This is a genomic window from Caulobacter sp. CCUG 60055, from assembly GCF_022750545.1.
In the GTDB taxonomy this organism is placed as follows: domain Bacteria; phylum Pseudomonadota; class Alphaproteobacteria; order Caulobacterales; family Caulobacteraceae; genus PUIC01.
This window is the reverse complement of record NZ_PUIC01000005.1, coordinates 18,251-31,758: the sequence shown is the minus strand read 5'-3', so window position 1 is coordinate 31,758 and position 13,508 is coordinate 18,251. Positions and strand designations below refer to the sequence as shown.

Below are 13,508 nucleotides of genomic sequence, written 5' to 3'. Positions count from 1 at the left end.
GACTGAGATGATCGACATGTCCCATCCGGCCGAGCCGCCCGCCGTCCAAGGCGTCTGTCTGGTGATCGGCGTCGGCGTCGGGGTCGGCGGCGCCATCGCCCGGGCCTTCGCCGACGCCGGCCTGACCGTGTGCCTGACGCGCCGCGCCCGGCATCTCGACGAACTGGAGGCGTTCGCCCGGACGCTGCGCGACGAGGGCGCGCGGGTGCACGCCTTCGGCTGCGACGCCCGTTCCGAGGAGGAGACCGTCGCCCTGTTCGACCGCATCGAGGCCGAGATCGGGCCGATCGAGGTGGTGGTGTTCAACATCGGCGCGAACGTGCGCTTCCCGGTGGTGGAGACCACGACGCGGGTGTTCGCCAAGGTCTGGGAGATGGCCTGCTTCGCCGGCTTCCTGGCCGGCCGCGAGGCGGCGCGGGTGATGACGCCGCGCGGGCGGGGCACGATCCTGTTCACCGGCGCCACCGCCTCGGTGCGCGGGCGGGAGGGTTTCGCGGCCTTCGCCGCCGCCAAGCACGGCCTGCGCGCCGTCGCCCAGAGCATGGCGCGCGAGCTGGGGCCGAAGGGCGTCCACGTCGCGCACGTGGTGGTCGACGGGGCCATCGACGGCGCCTTCATCCGCGCCAACGCCGGCGACGTCGACGCCCTGCTGGAGCGCGACGCCATCCTGCGGCCCGAGGACATCGCCGCCAACTATGTCTGGCTGCACCGACAGCCGCGCTCGGCCTGGACGCACGAACTGGACCTGCGCCCCTGGTCGGAACCCTGGTGAGGAGGAACGCCTTGGCCCGAACCCTGGATTTCATCTTCGATTTCGCCAGCCCCAACGCCTATCTGGCCTGGAAGGCGCTGGCGGGCGTGTCGGCCCGGACCGGGGTCGAGGTGCGGCTGGTCCCCTGCCTGCTGGGCGGCCTGTTCAAGATCACCGGCAACCAGGCGCCGATGACGGCCTTCGGCCATATCCAGGGCAAGCTGGCCTACGAGCACCTGGAGTTCCGCCGCTTCATCGCCCGCCACGGCCTGACGGCGTTCCAGTTCAATCCGCACTTCCCGGTCAACACCCTCTTGATCATGCGCGGGCTGGTCGCGGCGCGGCGGGCGGGCGTCGAGGGCGCCTATGTCGAGACCGTGCTCAAGGCGATGTGGGAGGACGGCCTGAAGATGGACGACCCCGCCGTGGTCGCCGAGGTCCTGGCGGCCGCCGGCCTGCCGGCCCAGGCGCTGTTGGAGGCCGCGCAGACCCCCGAGGTCAAGGCCGAGCTGGTCGCCGGGACCGAGGCCGCCGCCGCGCGGGGGGCCTTCGGCGTGCCCACCTTCTTCGTCGGCGACGAGATGTTCTTCGGCAAGGAGCGCCTGGGACAGGTCGAGGAGGCGCTGGCCGCGGCCTGACCGCGCGGCCGGAGGGCGGCCTGGACCTCAGGCCGCCGCCGGTGCGGCCGGCTCGTCGAAGGCAGGCGCGCGCGACGCCCCGTCATAGACCGCCTGGTCGAGGATGCCGGCCCGCTTGGCCACCAGGGTGGGCGTCAGGGCCTGGCCGGCGACGTTGACCGCCGTGCGGCCCATGTCGAGGATCGGGTCGATCGCCAGCAACAGCCCGACCCCTTCCAGCGGCAGGCCCAGGGTCGACAGGGTCAGGGTCAGCATGACCACCGCCCCGGTCAGCCCGGCCGTGGCGGCCGAGCCGATCACCGATACGAAGGCGATCAGCAGGTAGTCCCCGACGTGCAGGGGCACGTTGTAGAACTGGGCGATGAAGATCGCGGCTATGGCCGGATAGATGGCGGCGCAGCCGTCCATCTTGGTGGTGGCGGCCAGGGGCACGGCGAAGGCGGCGTATTCGGCCGGCACGCCCAGGCCTTTCTCCGTCACCGTCTCGGTGACCGGCAGGGCGCCGATCGACGAGCGCGACAGGAAGCCGAGCTGGATGGCCGGCCAGGCGGCGGCGAAGAAGCGGGCGGGGTTGAGGCCGTTCAGCGCCAGCAGGGCCGGGTAGACCGCGAACAGCACCAGGGCCAGGCCGATATAGACCGCCGCCGCGAACCAGCCGAGCTGGGTCAGCGCCGTCCAGCCGTACTGGGCCGCCGCCGTGCCGATCAGGCCGACGGCGCCGATCGGGGTCAGGCGGATCACCCACCACAGCACCTTGCGCACCACGGCCAGCAGGGCGGTGTTGAACGCCAGGAAGGCGTCGGCCGCGGGGCCGACCCTGAGGGCGGCGACGCCGAGCACGATGGCGATCACCAGCACCTGCAGCACGTTGAACGACAGGCCGGTGGTCGCGCCGCCGTCGGCCAGCTTGGTCTTGGCGGCCAGGCCGAGGGCGTTGGACGGCACGAGACCGGTCAGGAAATCCAGCCACGAGCCGGCGACGTGCGGCGCGGCCGCGACCAGGCCGACGCCCGCGTGGCGGCCGGGTTGCATCAAAAGGCCCAGGGCGATGCCGATGCTGACGGCGATCAGGGCGGTGACGCCGAACCACAGCAGCGTGCGCCAGACCAGGCCGGCGGCGTTGTTCAGGGTGCGCAGGTTGGCGATGCTGGCGATGACGCCGGTGAACACCAGGGCCGGGGCCAGGGCGCGCAGCATCTGCACGAAGGTCGATCCGACGGTGTCGAGCGCCTGGACGAGGCCCGAGCCGGCCGGTCCCAGCGCGCGGGCCAGCACGCCGAGCGCCACGCCCAGCGCCATCGCCGCGGCCACCTGGACGCCGAAAGAGACGTGGAGGCCCCTGGGCGTCGCGGTCCGGGGGGAGGCAGTTCGGGCGCCGTCGCTCATCGGGCTCGCCGTTCCTTGAATTCGCAGCGTCGGGGTCAGGCGACGCCCGCTCGCCGTGGCCATAGCGCCGGCGGCGGCGAGGGCGGGCGCCAGAAATCCTAGAGAAGCAGTAGGAAATATTGAAAGCCGGGACGGCGGACGGCCGGTGCGCCCCGCCGGTAGGGCTGCGCGGTGCGACCGGCGTCGATATGGCGGGGTATGGCCGGTTCGACCAAGTCGGACTTTTCTCCGAAAGCCCTGTTTCTCAAGGCCTGACAAAGCCCTTGCACAGCTTGCGCCGGTCGGTTTCGGGAGGGAATGCGGAAAAACTGACGGTTGTAAAAATCGCCTCCTGAGAGAATCGCCCGGCCTGGTCGCAACTTCGGCGCGTTTTTTCGCGTCTGCCGCCAATCGTCCGGGTTCGGCGGGCCATACGGTTAACGAGCTGCGGCCGGTCAACGACGACCTGCAGCGCCGAGCCCGTCGAAATTCCTTGGCGGGGCGAGCCAGCAGAGAGGACACGCAATGGCATTCCCCACGGCCGTCAACAGCCAGATCACCGACTCCGTCACTCAGGCCAACGTCAAGGTCCTCGGCGACGCCCCGGCCATCGCCATGGGCAACCTGTACCAGGCCACCGCCCAGGCCCTGGCCAACGCCGCCCACAACGCCACCAACGCCCAGCAGCAGAGCTACGTGACCGCTCAGGCCGCCACCACCATGGGCGTGGCCACGCTCTACTCGCTCGACACCGCGTCCACGGGCGTCGCCACCAAGGACATCCTGGGCGCCGGCAGCGGCCTGCGCTGACGGTCGAGCCCGCCGCCTTTCGTCAGAGGGCGGCTGAAGGCCGCCTAACCGGACCTCCTAGAAGGACTAACCCATGGCATTCCCCACGGCCGTCAACGACCAGATCACCGACTCCGTCACCCAGGCCAACGTCAAGGTCCTCGGCGACGCCCCGGCCATCGCGCTGGGCAACCTTTACCAGGCCACCGCCCAGGCCCTGGCCAACGCCGCCCACAACGCCACCAACGCCCAGCAGCAGAGCTTCGTGACCAGCCAGACCGCGACCACCATGGGCGTGGCCACGCTTTACGCGCTCGACACGGCGAGCACCGGCGTGGCGACCGCGGACATCCTGTCGAGCTGACGCCCGCCCCGCGCGCCGCCGTAACGCCAAGGAAAATCTCCCATGGCCTTTCCCACCGCCGTGAACGACCAGATCACGGACTCCGTCACGCAACCCAACGTGCAGGTTCTCGGGACCGCTCCGGCGATCGCCATGGGCAACCTGTACCAGGCCACCGCCCAGGCGCTGGCCAATGCGGCGCACAACGCCACCATGGCTCAGCAGCAGATGTTCGTGACGGCCCAGACCGCCACGACCATGGGGGTCGCCCTGCTCTACTCGTTGGACACCGCCTCCACGGGGGCCGCGACCAAGAAGATCCTCGGCTGATCCCCCTAACGCCGCGGCGGGCGGCCAGCCGCCCACGCGATCAATCCGTTTAGCGAAGAAGGAGACACCTCATGGCATTCCCTACCGCCCTCAACAGCCAGATCACCGACTCGATCACCCAGGCCAACACCAAGGTTCTGGGCGACGCGCCGGCGGTGGCCATGGGCAACCTGTTCATCACCACCAGCCAGGCGCTGTCGAACGCGGCGCACAACGCCACCAACAACCAGCAGCAGTCCTACGTCACCATGCAGGCCTCGACCTCGCAGGGCGTGGTCACCCTGCTGTCGGTGGACACCGCCTCGACCGGCGTCGCCACCCGGACGATCTACTAAGGGGGCGTCGGCCCGGAGGGCGCGAGGCCCTCCGGGTTTGCGAGGGTAGGGCGCCGAACGCAGTCTGAAGAGGCAGGAGCGCGCCTTGCCTGACGCATCGGGGGTCGCACGAACGCTCGACGCCATCGCCGGCGGATCGGCGCTGGCGATCGGGCTGGCTCCCTCGACGGCCATGAGCATGACCTACGTCTCGATGGCCGACAGCATCAGCCTGGCCATGGAGAACGCGGTCGCCAACCAGCAGCGGGGGCAGGTCATCGGCAACGCCGCCCTGGTGCAGGTGTTGGCGCTGATCATAACCAAGGGAGCCAAGGGCCCATGAGCGAGGACGGCACAGTCAACAGCCGGGTGGTCGACTCGGTCTCCAGCGTGGTCACGCTGCTGACGGGGCAGTCGCCGTCCCAGGCGTTCGGCATGCTCGACGCGGTGATGGTCGAGACCCTGGGCATGGCGATGCACAACGCCGTCATGCGCCAGCAGGGGGCCAGCATGGTCGGGGCCGCCGCGACCACGGCGGCCTGCGCCAAGATGCTGCAGTCGCCGTTCCCGATCCTGCCGCCGCCGCCCGAGCCGCCGCCGCCGCCGCACATCGACCCGCTGCCGGGGCCGCCGCCGGACCAGGCGCCGTCGGTGGTGATCGCCGAAGCCTTCGCCGAGGGCGAGGCGGCCATCCGCATCCTCAAGGCCCAGGTCGAGAGCACCAGCACCGACGCCGCCCAGGCCCAGGCCGATCTCGACAAGCTGGTCAAGGAGGCGTCCGCGCCGCCGCCCGCGCCTCCGGCGCCGCCCGCTCCGCCGCCGCCCAAGCTCCAGGCGGCCAAGGCCAAGGCGCAGGCCGCCCGGGCCAAATCGTCATGAGCCCTTGGGCCAAACCCGCCGCCGCGGCGGTGAACATCGGGAGGTCCCATGCCTGATCCGACCATCGTGAACGCCCAGGTCGTCGACGTCATCAACAAGGTCCAGGCGGCGACCATGGCCCCGCAGGTCGTGCTGACCAGCGGCGCGGGCAAGGCCTATCAGTCCGTCGCCCAGTCGAGCGCCATCGCGGTCCAGGACGCCGCCGACGCCCTGCGCAACATCTCGACCATCGCCACCACCGCCGCCGGCGTGGCCATGGCGCAGTACCTGGCCACCGGCGACAAGAAGTACGCCGACGTGCTGGTGCAGGCGCAGGCGATGATGAAGGGCGCCACCGAGGACTTCAGCAAGATCGGCTCGGCGGCGGCCGACGTCCTCAAGCAGTTCCCGTCGGGGTGAGGGCGCGCGCATGAGCCTGTTCATAGCCGAGCGGCTTATCCAGAACCTGCACGAGGTCTCCGAACTGGCGCGCCTGGCGATGAGCTTCGTCGACGGCGGGTCGGAATGGCTGCACTGGGCGGTCCACGAACCGACGGCGAACTACCAGTTCGAGGACGAGAGCGAGATGGCGGCGGCGGTCCAGGAAGGGCTGCACGTCTCGCGCTTCGCCTTCCTGCCGCAGCTCGGCCTGATGGTCAGCCCGGTCAAGCTGATGACCCTGGGCCTGCCCGACCTGCGGGTCCTGGCCAACGCCGAGGCCGGCGAGAAGGAATCCAAGGTCGGCGCGCACGCCCGCCGGATCCTCAGCGCCCACGACCTGCTGACCCAGGCCGACTTCGACACCGGCACGGCCTTCCTGACCGAGCTGGGCGTGGCGGGGGCCGCCTTGTTCCAGTTCGCCACCTTCGGCGACCGGCTGGCGATCTACGACCTGGTGCGCAGCTCGGTCGGCCAGGAGGACACGGACCTTTCGCTGCAGAAGGAGGCCGCCGCCTTCGCGGTCGCCCAGGGGCGGACCGCCCAGGAGTTCGTCGACTTCTACGCCATCTACATGGCGCTGGCCGCCAAGGGCGGGGCGCGCAACGACACCCCGGCCAAAAGGGCGGCGACCGCGCAGTCGGCCCTGCACACCCTGCTGCCGCTGATGTTCGGGGCCCTGAACTGCCCCGAGGTCGAGGGACTGGTCTCGCCCGAGGAGGTCACGGAGGCGGTGAAGCTGTGGCTGAGCTGGGGGCGGTCGGTCGGCTTCTCCCGCCTGTCCTCCGGCGCTCGGCAGATCGTCGAGAACACCCGCTTCAAGAACGAAGGCCGGCACGAGGCGCGCGAGATCGTCGACGCCTACCTGGCCGCGTCGCGGGCGCTGCTGGCGATCCGGGCGCCCCACCGCAGCTTCATGGCCCAGGACGGCGCCACCTGCCTGTTCAGCGTCGAGTCGCACGAACACGAGGCGGAGCTCCAGCTCGATCCGCTCGGCGTGATCTCGCTGACCTGGTTCCGCCGCAGGCGCAAGCCCGAGCCGCAGCCCAAGCCGAAATCGGAGTCGAAGGTCGAGCCGAAACCAGAACCGGCTCCGCCCAAGGCCCGCGCCGCCGTTCAGAATCCGAAGGAGAGCGCATCATGACGCGTAGAAAACCCCGCAAGCCTCGCCTGATCTCGCATCGCCACGAGCATCATCACGGCGACAGCGGCATGGCCGAGGCCGCCCGCGCCGAGGCCTGGGCCAACGAGGCGGTCCATGAGACCGATCGCGGGGTCGCCCGCGCCGACCATCACGGCGAGTCGTGGGCCGAGCGAGCCGTGAGGGCCGCCGACCAGGCCGTCCATCACGCCGACAAGGTGGTGGCCAGGGAGCTGGCGATCGGGGGCGAGGCCCAGGGCCACGCGATCCATCACGCCGACGTCGCGCTCGAAAAGGCGGTGGAGGCGGCCGAGCGCGAGGCCACCCGCGCCGTCGAGGCCGCGGAAGTGGCCGTGGCGCGCCACCAGTAACCCCGCGCAAGCCTCGCAGGTTCAACGGAAGGCCGGTTCATGGACAAACTGTTGCCGCACCCGCTCATCAAACGCGTGGTGGTGTTGATGCTGGAGAACCGCGGGTTCGACCACCTTATGGGGTGGCTCTACAGCCTGCAGGACAATCCCAACATCATCACGCGGCAGGGCGACGGCCGGCCGTTCATCGGCCTGTCGACGGTCCCCGACCTCGATGCGCTGAAGAACCCCTCGCCGGTCGGCGATCCGTTGCCGATCCGCAAGGGCGCGCGCTCGCCGAAGACGCCGTCCTACAACACCGGCGAGAGCTTCGCCCACATCATGAACCAGATGTGGGGCGTGGCGCTGAACGACGCGGTCTGGAAGGACCGCGAGCAACGCGAGAGGCTGATCGACCAGATCAGCCACCAGGGCCAGCTCGCCCCGCCGATGAACGGCTACGTCCTCGACTACAACCAGGACGTCTACCACCACGTCGGCGTGCGGCTGGGCGAGCGCGAACTGGGCGAAGTGCTCGACACCTACACCCCCGAACAGCTGCCGGTGATCAGCGGCCTGGCGCGCTACTACGCCGTGTCCGACGAGTGGTTCTGCTCGGTGCCGAGCCAGACCAACACCAACCGCGCCTTCTCGATGAGCGGCACCTCGCGCGGCATGGTCAACAACAGCTTCTATGATCCGCCGACCTGGAACCCCGGGGTGAAGATCTTCAGCAAGCTGTCGCCCGGCGAAATCTCGAACGCCGACGCCCTGCCGATCACCACCCGCAGCCTGTTCGAGGTGCTGGAGCAGAACAACTGCACCTGGAAGGTCTACTGGCAGGACACCTGGCCGCCGCGCGACGTCAGCCTGGGCATGGAGTGGCAGTACACCCGCACCATGTTCCCGTTCCTGGCCGACAGCCAGTTCGACCCGAACTTCGAGGAGTTCGACGCCAGCAACCCGCAGAACGGCTTCTTCGCCGCCGCCCGCGCGGGGCAGCTGCCGGCGGTGAGCTGGATCGAACCGAAGTGGGGCGGCGGCCAGCAGTGGAACACCGTGTTCCGGGCCGTCGGCAACGACTACCACCCCGTGTCGGACACCACGACCGGCGAAGACTTCGTGATGAACGTCTACAACGCGCTGGCGGCCAACGAGGCGTTCGCCAACACCCTTCTGGTCATCACGTTCGACGAGAACGGCGGCACCTACGACCACGTCGTTCCGCCGCTGGCCGCGCCGTCCGGCAACGACGCCTGCCCCCTGCCGCAGCCCAAGATACCGCGCGGCGACATGGACGCCGAGACGCGCACCCAATACGGCTTCGGCTTCGGTCAGTTCGGCGTGCGGGTGCCAACCCTGCTGATCTCGCCGCGGGTGCCGCAGGGCACGATCTTCCGCTCGACCACCGATACGCCCTACGACCACACCTCGCTTATCGCCACCATCCTGAAGCTGGCCGGCATCGACGAGACCAAGTGGCAGATGGGCGACCGGGTGGCGAACGCGCCGACCTTCGAGAACGTCGCCAACCAGGACCCGCCGCGGGTGATCCCGGAACCGACCGCCGCCCTGACCATCGGCCCCCGGCCGGTGACCGAGTCCGTCAAGTACAACATGGACTACCTTTTGGAGTACAAGGGCGATCTCTGGTACGACAAGCCCGGCTCGCGTTTCCTCGGGCCGTCGTCGGGGCTGAGCAAGTCCGGCCACTACTATCCGACCATGGTCGACGAGCGGCTGGCGATACCGTTCCGCTTCGTCCCGCTCGGCGGGGGCGACGCCGTCTCGCCGATCTTCAACATGTCGCTCCTGGGCATCAAGACCACCGAGCAGGCGATCATCGGCCTCCGCTACTTCACCGTCAGCTCGCTGCTTTCCAGCGTCTTCTACGGACGCAGCATCGACGGGCCCGAAGCCCAGTGGCAGGTCCGCATCCTGTCGAGCCGCGACCGACGCGAGGAGGTGCGGCTGGGCGAGGACATCTACATCCTCAGCCAGCTCGGGCCGAACATCGTGCAGAGCGCGTCCCGGCGGACCAGGCCCGACCCGCTTCAGCGCCTGGTGCCTCTGCCCGGCGACCCAGGCGAGCCCACCTACGTCACCACCAGGGCCGCCGAATGGGGCGTCTGGCGGATCAGGCCGATCGGCTAGGCGGCGGCGCGGCGGAACTCGCGCGGGCTGCGCCCGACCACCCGCTTGAAGGTCTTCTCGAAGTGGCTGAGGTCGGCGAACCCGACGCTCAAGGCCACGTCGGTGATCTGGCGGCGCGGCTCGGCGGCCAGGATCTCCTTGGCCCGGTGGATGCGGATGCGGCCGAGCAGCCCCTTGAACGGCAGGTCGATCTCGCTGCGGAACAGGAAGCTGAGGTGCGATTCGCTGACATTGGCCCGCCGCGCCAGCAGGCCGAGCGAGATCGGCTCGGCGTAGTGGCGGCCGAGATAACGCAGGGCGCGGGCCAGGGCGTCGTGCAGACTGTCCAGTTCGGCTGCGTCGTCGAGCGCGCACCGCACCCAGCGGTCGGGGCGGCTGGGCGGCGTCGCCGGAGGCAGCAGCGCGACCGGCGCCGGCGCGCCGTCCGAGGCGATCCACGGCGAGTGCTGCAGGATGTCGTCGCGACCGATCGGGCGGGCGCCGGTCATCACCGCCAGCCGGGTGACCACCCGTTCCAGCTCGAACACGTTCTCCGGCCAGGAATAGGCCCGGATGGCGGCCATCATCGCGTCCGTGCGCTTGTCCTCGGCCCTGAAGCCTTGGCGTTCGAGCGCGGCGACGACGAGGGGCTCCAGGTCGCCCGGCCGCGCGCGCAGCGGCGGGGCGGTCACCGACAGGATGTCGAGCTCGGCCAGCAGCCCCCGCGAGAAGCCGCCCTCATGCGCCAGCCGCCGCAGATCGACGGCGGTCGAGGCGATGACCCGCACGTCGCCCAGGTCGGCGTGGGAAGGCCATTGGCCGAGGTGCGAGCGCATGTGGCGGGGCAGTTGCCGCTGCAACGGGTGCGACAGTTCCTCGACGCCGTTGAGATACAGGGTGCCGCCGGCGGCCTGTTCGAACCAGTCGGACGGCGGGACGGCCGGCTCGGCGCAGTTGACCTGGACGAACGCCCCGTCGCGGCGGCGGCCGCCGAAGTGGATCATGGCCGCGAGCTGCAGCTTCTCGGTGCCGAACTCGCCCGCCAGCAGCACGGGCAGGTCGCTGCGGGCGGCGCGCTCCAGCAGGCCTTCCAGGTCGCGGACGGCCTTGCTCATGCCCACCAGCATCAACGGGCGGCCGAGGCGTCGCGCGGTCCAGTCCCGGGCCTTGTAGCGGTTGACCAGCAGGGCGCACTGGCGGGCGAACGCCGGCAGCCAGGCCGGCGTCTCGCGGCGGCGTTCGCCTTCGCTGCGCCAGGCGAGGTCGAGCCGCCCCAGCGCCTGGTCGGCGTAGGCGAGCGGCAGGCTCACCGCCCCGGCGGCGGGCGGCGGCTCGAACAGGGCGTGGGGCTCGCCGACCTCGAACCACTCGGCCGCATGCACTGCGGCGTCGACGCCGGACGCCCACGACCGCGGCTCCTCCGGCCGCGAGAGGCCGTCGCGCGTCGACAGCCGTTCGGAGACCACCCGCCGTCGGCCGCGCCGGGCGACGAAGGTCCCGTCGTCGGGCAGGGTGACCGCGGCGGTCTGCAGGTGCAGATGCTGGACGATATCGCGCACCAGGGCGTCGAGAACGTCCGGCAGGGTTCGAAACGGCTGGTTCAGGCGCTCAAAGATCTCGTCCACGAGTGGGCCCGATCAGGCGGTCGACATGATGTCGCCGCCGGCGAGAGGGAGGGGAAGGCGGAGCCTCGGACGCAAAGCCGGCCGCGGTGGTCGGAGAGCTTCCGCCGCCGTAGCCGGAATGTTCCAAGCGCGCTTTGACCCGATATGCGGCCGAACCGCGACGCCCCAAGTACATCGAAATCTATCTTATGAACTCTGTACTGAAATACCACAATAACGTGTGTGATCGTACTAGGAAGGTGGCGATTTTTGAGAAATTATTAACCAGGATTTAATATTGAGAACCGTCGCGCTCGCATCAGTTCCTCAATCTGCGCGATGATTATCCAATTTTCCCGAAATGGTTGAATTTTCCTGGCGGCGGCCGGCGCCTTTCGCGTGGCGTTGTGACGCGGCGAGGTGGATCGGAGGCTCATCCTGTGTTGGTCTGTCCGGACGGGGCGGTCCCGCCCGCGTGATCCGCGCGGCGTTCACGAAGGAGATCAGGGTGACCAAGGTTCTCGTGCTCTACTATTCCGCCTACGGACACATCGAGACGATGGCCGAGGCGGTCGCCGAAGGCGCCCGCGCGGCGGGGGCGGAGGTCGACGTCAAGCGCGTCCCCGAACTCGTGCCGCCCGAGGTGGCTAAGGCCGCGCACTACAAGCTCGACCAGGCCGCCCCTGTCGCCAGGATCGAGGACCTGGCGGCCTACGACGCGGTGGTGATCGGGGTCGGCACCCGGTTCGGGCGCATGGCCTCGCAGATGGCCAACTTCCTCGACCAGGCCGGCGGCCTGTGGGCGCGGGGCGCGCTGCACGGCAAGGTCGGCGGGGCCTTCACCTCGTCGGCCACCCAGCACGGCGGCAACGAGATGACCCTGTTTTCGATCATCGCCAACCTGCTGCACTTCGGCATGGTGGTGGTCGGGCTCGACTACGGCCATGCGGGCCAGATGACCCTGGACGAGATCACCGGCGGCAGTCCCTACGGCGCCACCACCATCGCCGGCGGCGACGGCTCTCGCCGGCCCAGCGACAACGAACTGGCCGGGGCCCGCTATCAGGGCCGCAGGATCGCCGAGACCGCCGCCAAGCTGAGCCAGGCCTAGACCGGCCCCGCGCGGCCGCCCGCCGGCCGCGCCCAGGCCGTCCCCCAGATCAGGAGCCCGAAATGTCCAAGACCGACGTCTGGTTCGCCGCCGGCGTGCGCACGCCCTTCGCCAAGATCGACGGGCCCCTGGCCGGCTTCGACGCCATCGGCCTGTCGACGCCCGTGGTCCGCGCCATGCTGGACCGGCTGGGGGGCGGGCGCCCCGACTTCGCCGTCTGGGGCGCCGTCATCCCCAACCTGACCTGGAGCAACCTGGCGCGCGAAGTGCTGATCGAGGCCGGCGCCGACCCGACCATCCCGGCCTTCTCGACGATCATGGCCTGTTCGACCAGCATGACCGGCGCCTTCGAGGCGGCCGGCATGGTCGGCCGGGGCGGTCGCGAGCTCGCCCTGGTCGGCGGCGTCGAGAGCATGAGCCATATCCAGCTCGGCCTCGGCCAGCCGCTGTCGGACTGGGTGCGGCGGTTCCAGCAGGCCAAGTCGCTGGGCCAGAAGGTCTCGCACCTGGCCAGCCTGCGCCCCGGCGACGCCCGCCTTTTCATCCCCAGCATCACCAACCGGACCACCGGCATGAGCATGGGCGAGCACACCGAGATCACCGCCAAGGAATGGGGGCTGTCGCGGGTCGATCAGGACCAGATCGCCCTGGAGAGCCACCAGCGGGCGGTCGCCGCCTGGGACCGGGGCTTCTTCGACGACCTGGTGATCCCGGTCGGGGATCTCCGGCGCGACAATATTCCGCGCAAGGACACCTCGCTGGAGAAGCTGGCCCGCCTGCCGCCCGCCTTCGACCGGACCAGCGGCCGCGGCACCCTGACCGCCGGCAACTCCTCGCCGCTCACCGACGGGGCGGCGGCGCTGTGGGTCGCCTCGACCGCCGGGCTGGCCCGCCTGCCGGCGGATACGCCGCGGGTTCGGCTGGTCGACTGGGAGATCACCTCGATCGACCTGCGGCGCGAAGGCCTGCTGATGGCGCCCGCCTATGGCGTGCCGCGCCTTCTGGCGCGCAACGGCCTGACCTATGGCGACATCGACCTGTGGGAGATCCACGAGGCGTTCGCCGCCCAGGTGCTGTCGCATCTGGCGGCCTGGCAGGACCCGGAGTTCCGCAAGGCCAAGGCCGGCGTCGACCGCGACCTCGGCCCGTTCCCGCGCGAGCGGATGAACCCGACCGGCGGCAGCCTGGCCCTGGGCCACCCCTTCGGGGCCACCGGCGCGCGCATCCTCGGCCAGGCGGTCAAGGAGCTGGCCGGGCGTCCCAAGGGCCAACGGGCGGTGGTCAGCATCTGCGCCGACGGCGGCCAGGGGACCATGGCCCTGCTGGAAGCGGCCTGACCGCGA

Annotated in this window: 16 protein-coding genes; 14 read left to right on the top strand and 2 right to left on the bottom strand. The window is 70.2% G+C overall.

What is annotated here, in order from left to right:
* Positions 1–7: 7 nt before the first annotated feature.
* Both C5708_RS09080 and C5708_RS09075 read left to right on the top strand, forming a co-directional pair.
* Positions 8–772 carry an SDR family NAD(P)-dependent oxidoreductase gene (locus tag C5708_RS09080; RefSeq protein ID WP_242920196.1) on the top strand — a complete coding sequence of 255 codons (765 nt, stop codon included), beginning with the start codon at positions 8–10 and terminating at the stop codon, positions 770–772.
* Between the two features lie 11 nt (positions 773–783).
* The gene (locus C5708_RS09075) at positions 784–1,389 is read left to right on the top strand and encodes a 2-hydroxychromene-2-carboxylate isomerase (protein ID WP_242920194.1); all 606 of its coding nucleotides are present in this window, start codon (positions 784–786) and stop codon (positions 1,387–1,389) included.
* A gap of 27 nt (positions 1,390–1,416) precedes the next feature.
* Here the strand turns inward: C5708_RS09075 and C5708_RS09070 are convergent, their stop codons facing one another.
* On the bottom strand, positions 1,417–2,775 hold the full coding sequence (locus tag C5708_RS09070; protein ID WP_242920192.1) for a dicarboxylate/amino acid:cation symporter: 1,359 nt from the start codon (positions 2,773–2,775) through the stop codon (positions 1,417–1,419).
* Between the two features lie 504 nt (positions 2,776–3,279).
* Here C5708_RS09070 and C5708_RS09065 point away from each other — a divergent pair.
* The 10 genes from C5708_RS09065 to C5708_RS09020 all read left to right on the top strand — a co-directional run bounded on the left by C5708_RS09065 (position 3,280) and on the right by C5708_RS09020 (position 9,471).
* Complete coding sequence (locus C5708_RS09065) at positions 3,280–3,564, top strand: RebB family R body protein (RefSeq protein WP_242920190.1); 285 nt, start codon at positions 3,280–3,282, stop codon at positions 3,562–3,564.
* Positions 3,565–3,637: 73 nt separating this feature from the next.
* A complete protein-coding gene (locus tag C5708_RS09060) occupies positions 3,638–3,907 on the top strand; it encodes a RebB family R body protein (protein WP_242920188.1) in 270 nt (89 codons plus the stop codon).
* Between the two features lie 42 nt (positions 3,908–3,949).
* Positions 3,950–4,216 (top strand): RebB family R body protein, encoded by a 267-nt coding sequence (locus tag C5708_RS09055; protein WP_242920186.1) that lies wholly within the window; start codon positions 3,950–3,952, stop codon positions 4,214–4,216.
* Between the two features lie 71 nt (positions 4,217–4,287).
* On the top strand, positions 4,288–4,551 hold the full coding sequence (locus C5708_RS09050) for a RebB family R body protein (protein ID WP_242920184.1): 264 nt from the start codon (positions 4,288–4,290) through the stop codon (positions 4,549–4,551).
* An 85-nt stretch (positions 4,552–4,636) separates the two neighbouring features.
* On the top strand, positions 4,637–4,873 hold the full coding sequence (locus C5708_RS09045; protein WP_242920182.1) for a RebB family R body protein: 237 nt from the start codon (positions 4,637–4,639) through the stop codon (positions 4,871–4,873).
* Positions 4,870–5,409: a RebB family R body protein gene (locus tag C5708_RS09040; protein WP_242920180.1), complete on the top strand. Its 540-nt coding sequence runs from the start codon at positions 4,870–4,872 to the stop codon at positions 5,407–5,409. Before C5708_RS09045 ends, C5708_RS09040 begins: the two co-directional genes overlap by 4 nt.
* Positions 5,410–5,457: 48 nt before the next feature.
* A complete protein-coding gene (locus tag C5708_RS09035) occupies positions 5,458–5,808 on the top strand; it encodes a hypothetical protein (RefSeq protein WP_242920178.1) in 351 nt (116 codons plus the stop codon).
* Between the two features lie 10 nt (positions 5,809–5,818).
* Positions 5,819–6,970 carry a hypothetical protein gene (locus tag C5708_RS09030; protein ID WP_242920176.1) on the top strand — a complete coding sequence of 384 codons (1,152 nt, stop codon included), beginning with the start codon at positions 5,819–5,821 and terminating at the stop codon, positions 6,968–6,970.
* Positions 6,967–7,338, top strand: a complete 372-nt coding sequence (locus C5708_RS09025; RefSeq protein WP_242920174.1) for a hypothetical protein — start codon at positions 6,967–6,969, stop codon at positions 7,336–7,338. Before C5708_RS09030 ends, C5708_RS09025 begins: the two co-directional genes overlap by 4 nt.
* Positions 7,339–7,377: 39 nt before the next feature.
* Positions 7,378–9,471: an alkaline phosphatase family protein gene (locus C5708_RS09020; RefSeq protein ID WP_242920172.1), complete on the top strand. Its 2,094-nt coding sequence runs from the start codon at positions 7,378–7,380 to the stop codon at positions 9,469–9,471.
* Here C5708_RS09020 and C5708_RS09015 read toward each other — a convergent pair.
* Complete coding sequence (locus C5708_RS09015; RefSeq protein ID WP_242920170.1) at positions 9,468–11,075, bottom strand: AraC family transcriptional regulator; 1,608 nt, start codon at positions 11,073–11,075, stop codon at positions 9,468–9,470. The two genes, C5708_RS09020 and C5708_RS09015, sit on opposite strands and share 4 nt — an antisense overlap.
* A gap of 487 nt (positions 11,076–11,562) precedes the next feature.
* On the opposite strand from C5708_RS09015, the gene wrbA reads away from it, so the two are divergent.
* Together wrbA and C5708_RS09005 are read left to right on the top strand one after the other, a co-directional pair.
* On the top strand, positions 11,563–12,165 hold the full coding sequence (gene wrbA / locus C5708_RS09010) for an NAD(P)H:quinone oxidoreductase (RefSeq protein WP_242920168.1): 603 nt from the start codon (positions 11,563–11,565) through the stop codon (positions 12,163–12,165).
* A gap of 62 nt (positions 12,166–12,227) precedes the next feature.
* Complete coding sequence (locus tag C5708_RS09005) at positions 12,228–13,502, top strand: acetyl-CoA C-acyltransferase (protein WP_242920166.1); 1,275 nt, start codon at positions 12,228–12,230, stop codon at positions 13,500–13,502.
* Positions 13,503–13,508 lie beyond the last annotated feature (6 nt).

What these genes read in the sequence shown, in the direction of transcription:
- C5708_RS09080 (WP_242920196.1), top strand. Translation starts at nt 8, where the DNA reads ATGATCGACATGTCCCATCCGGCCGAGCCGCCCGCCGTCCAAGGCGTC.
- C5708_RS09070 (WP_242920192.1), bottom strand. Translation starts at nt 2,775, where the DNA reads ATGAGCGACGGCGCCCGAACTGCCTCCCCCCGGACCGCGACGCCCAGG.
- C5708_RS09065 (WP_242920190.1), top strand. Translation starts at nt 3,280, where the DNA reads ATGGCATTCCCCACGGCCGTCAACAGCCAGATCACCGACTCCGTCACT.
- C5708_RS09060 (WP_242920188.1), top strand. Translation starts at nt 3,638, where the DNA reads ATGGCATTCCCCACGGCCGTCAACGACCAGATCACCGACTCCGTCACC.
- C5708_RS09055 (WP_242920186.1), top strand. Translation starts at nt 3,950, where the DNA reads ATGGCCTTTCCCACCGCCGTGAACGACCAGATCACGGACTCCGTCACG.
- C5708_RS09050 (WP_242920184.1), top strand. Translation starts at nt 4,288, where the DNA reads ATGGCATTCCCTACCGCCCTCAACAGCCAGATCACCGACTCGATCACC.
- C5708_RS09040 (WP_242920180.1), top strand. Translation starts at nt 4,870, where the DNA reads ATGAGCGAGGACGGCACAGTCAACAGCCGGGTGGTCGACTCGGTCTCC.
- C5708_RS09035 (WP_242920178.1), top strand. Translation starts at nt 5,458, where the DNA reads ATGCCTGATCCGACCATCGTGAACGCCCAGGTCGTCGACGTCATCAAC.
- C5708_RS09030 (WP_242920176.1), top strand. Translation starts at nt 5,819, where the DNA reads ATGAGCCTGTTCATAGCCGAGCGGCTTATCCAGAACCTGCACGAGGTC.
- C5708_RS09025 (WP_242920174.1), top strand. Translation starts at nt 6,967, where the DNA reads ATGACGCGTAGAAAACCCCGCAAGCCTCGCCTGATCTCGCATCGCCAC.
- C5708_RS09020 (WP_242920172.1), top strand. Translation starts at nt 7,378, where the DNA reads ATGGACAAACTGTTGCCGCACCCGCTCATCAAACGCGTGGTGGTGTTG.
- C5708_RS09005 (WP_242920166.1), top strand. Translation starts at nt 12,228, where the DNA reads ATGTCCAAGACCGACGTCTGGTTCGCCGCCGGCGTGCGCACGCCCTTC.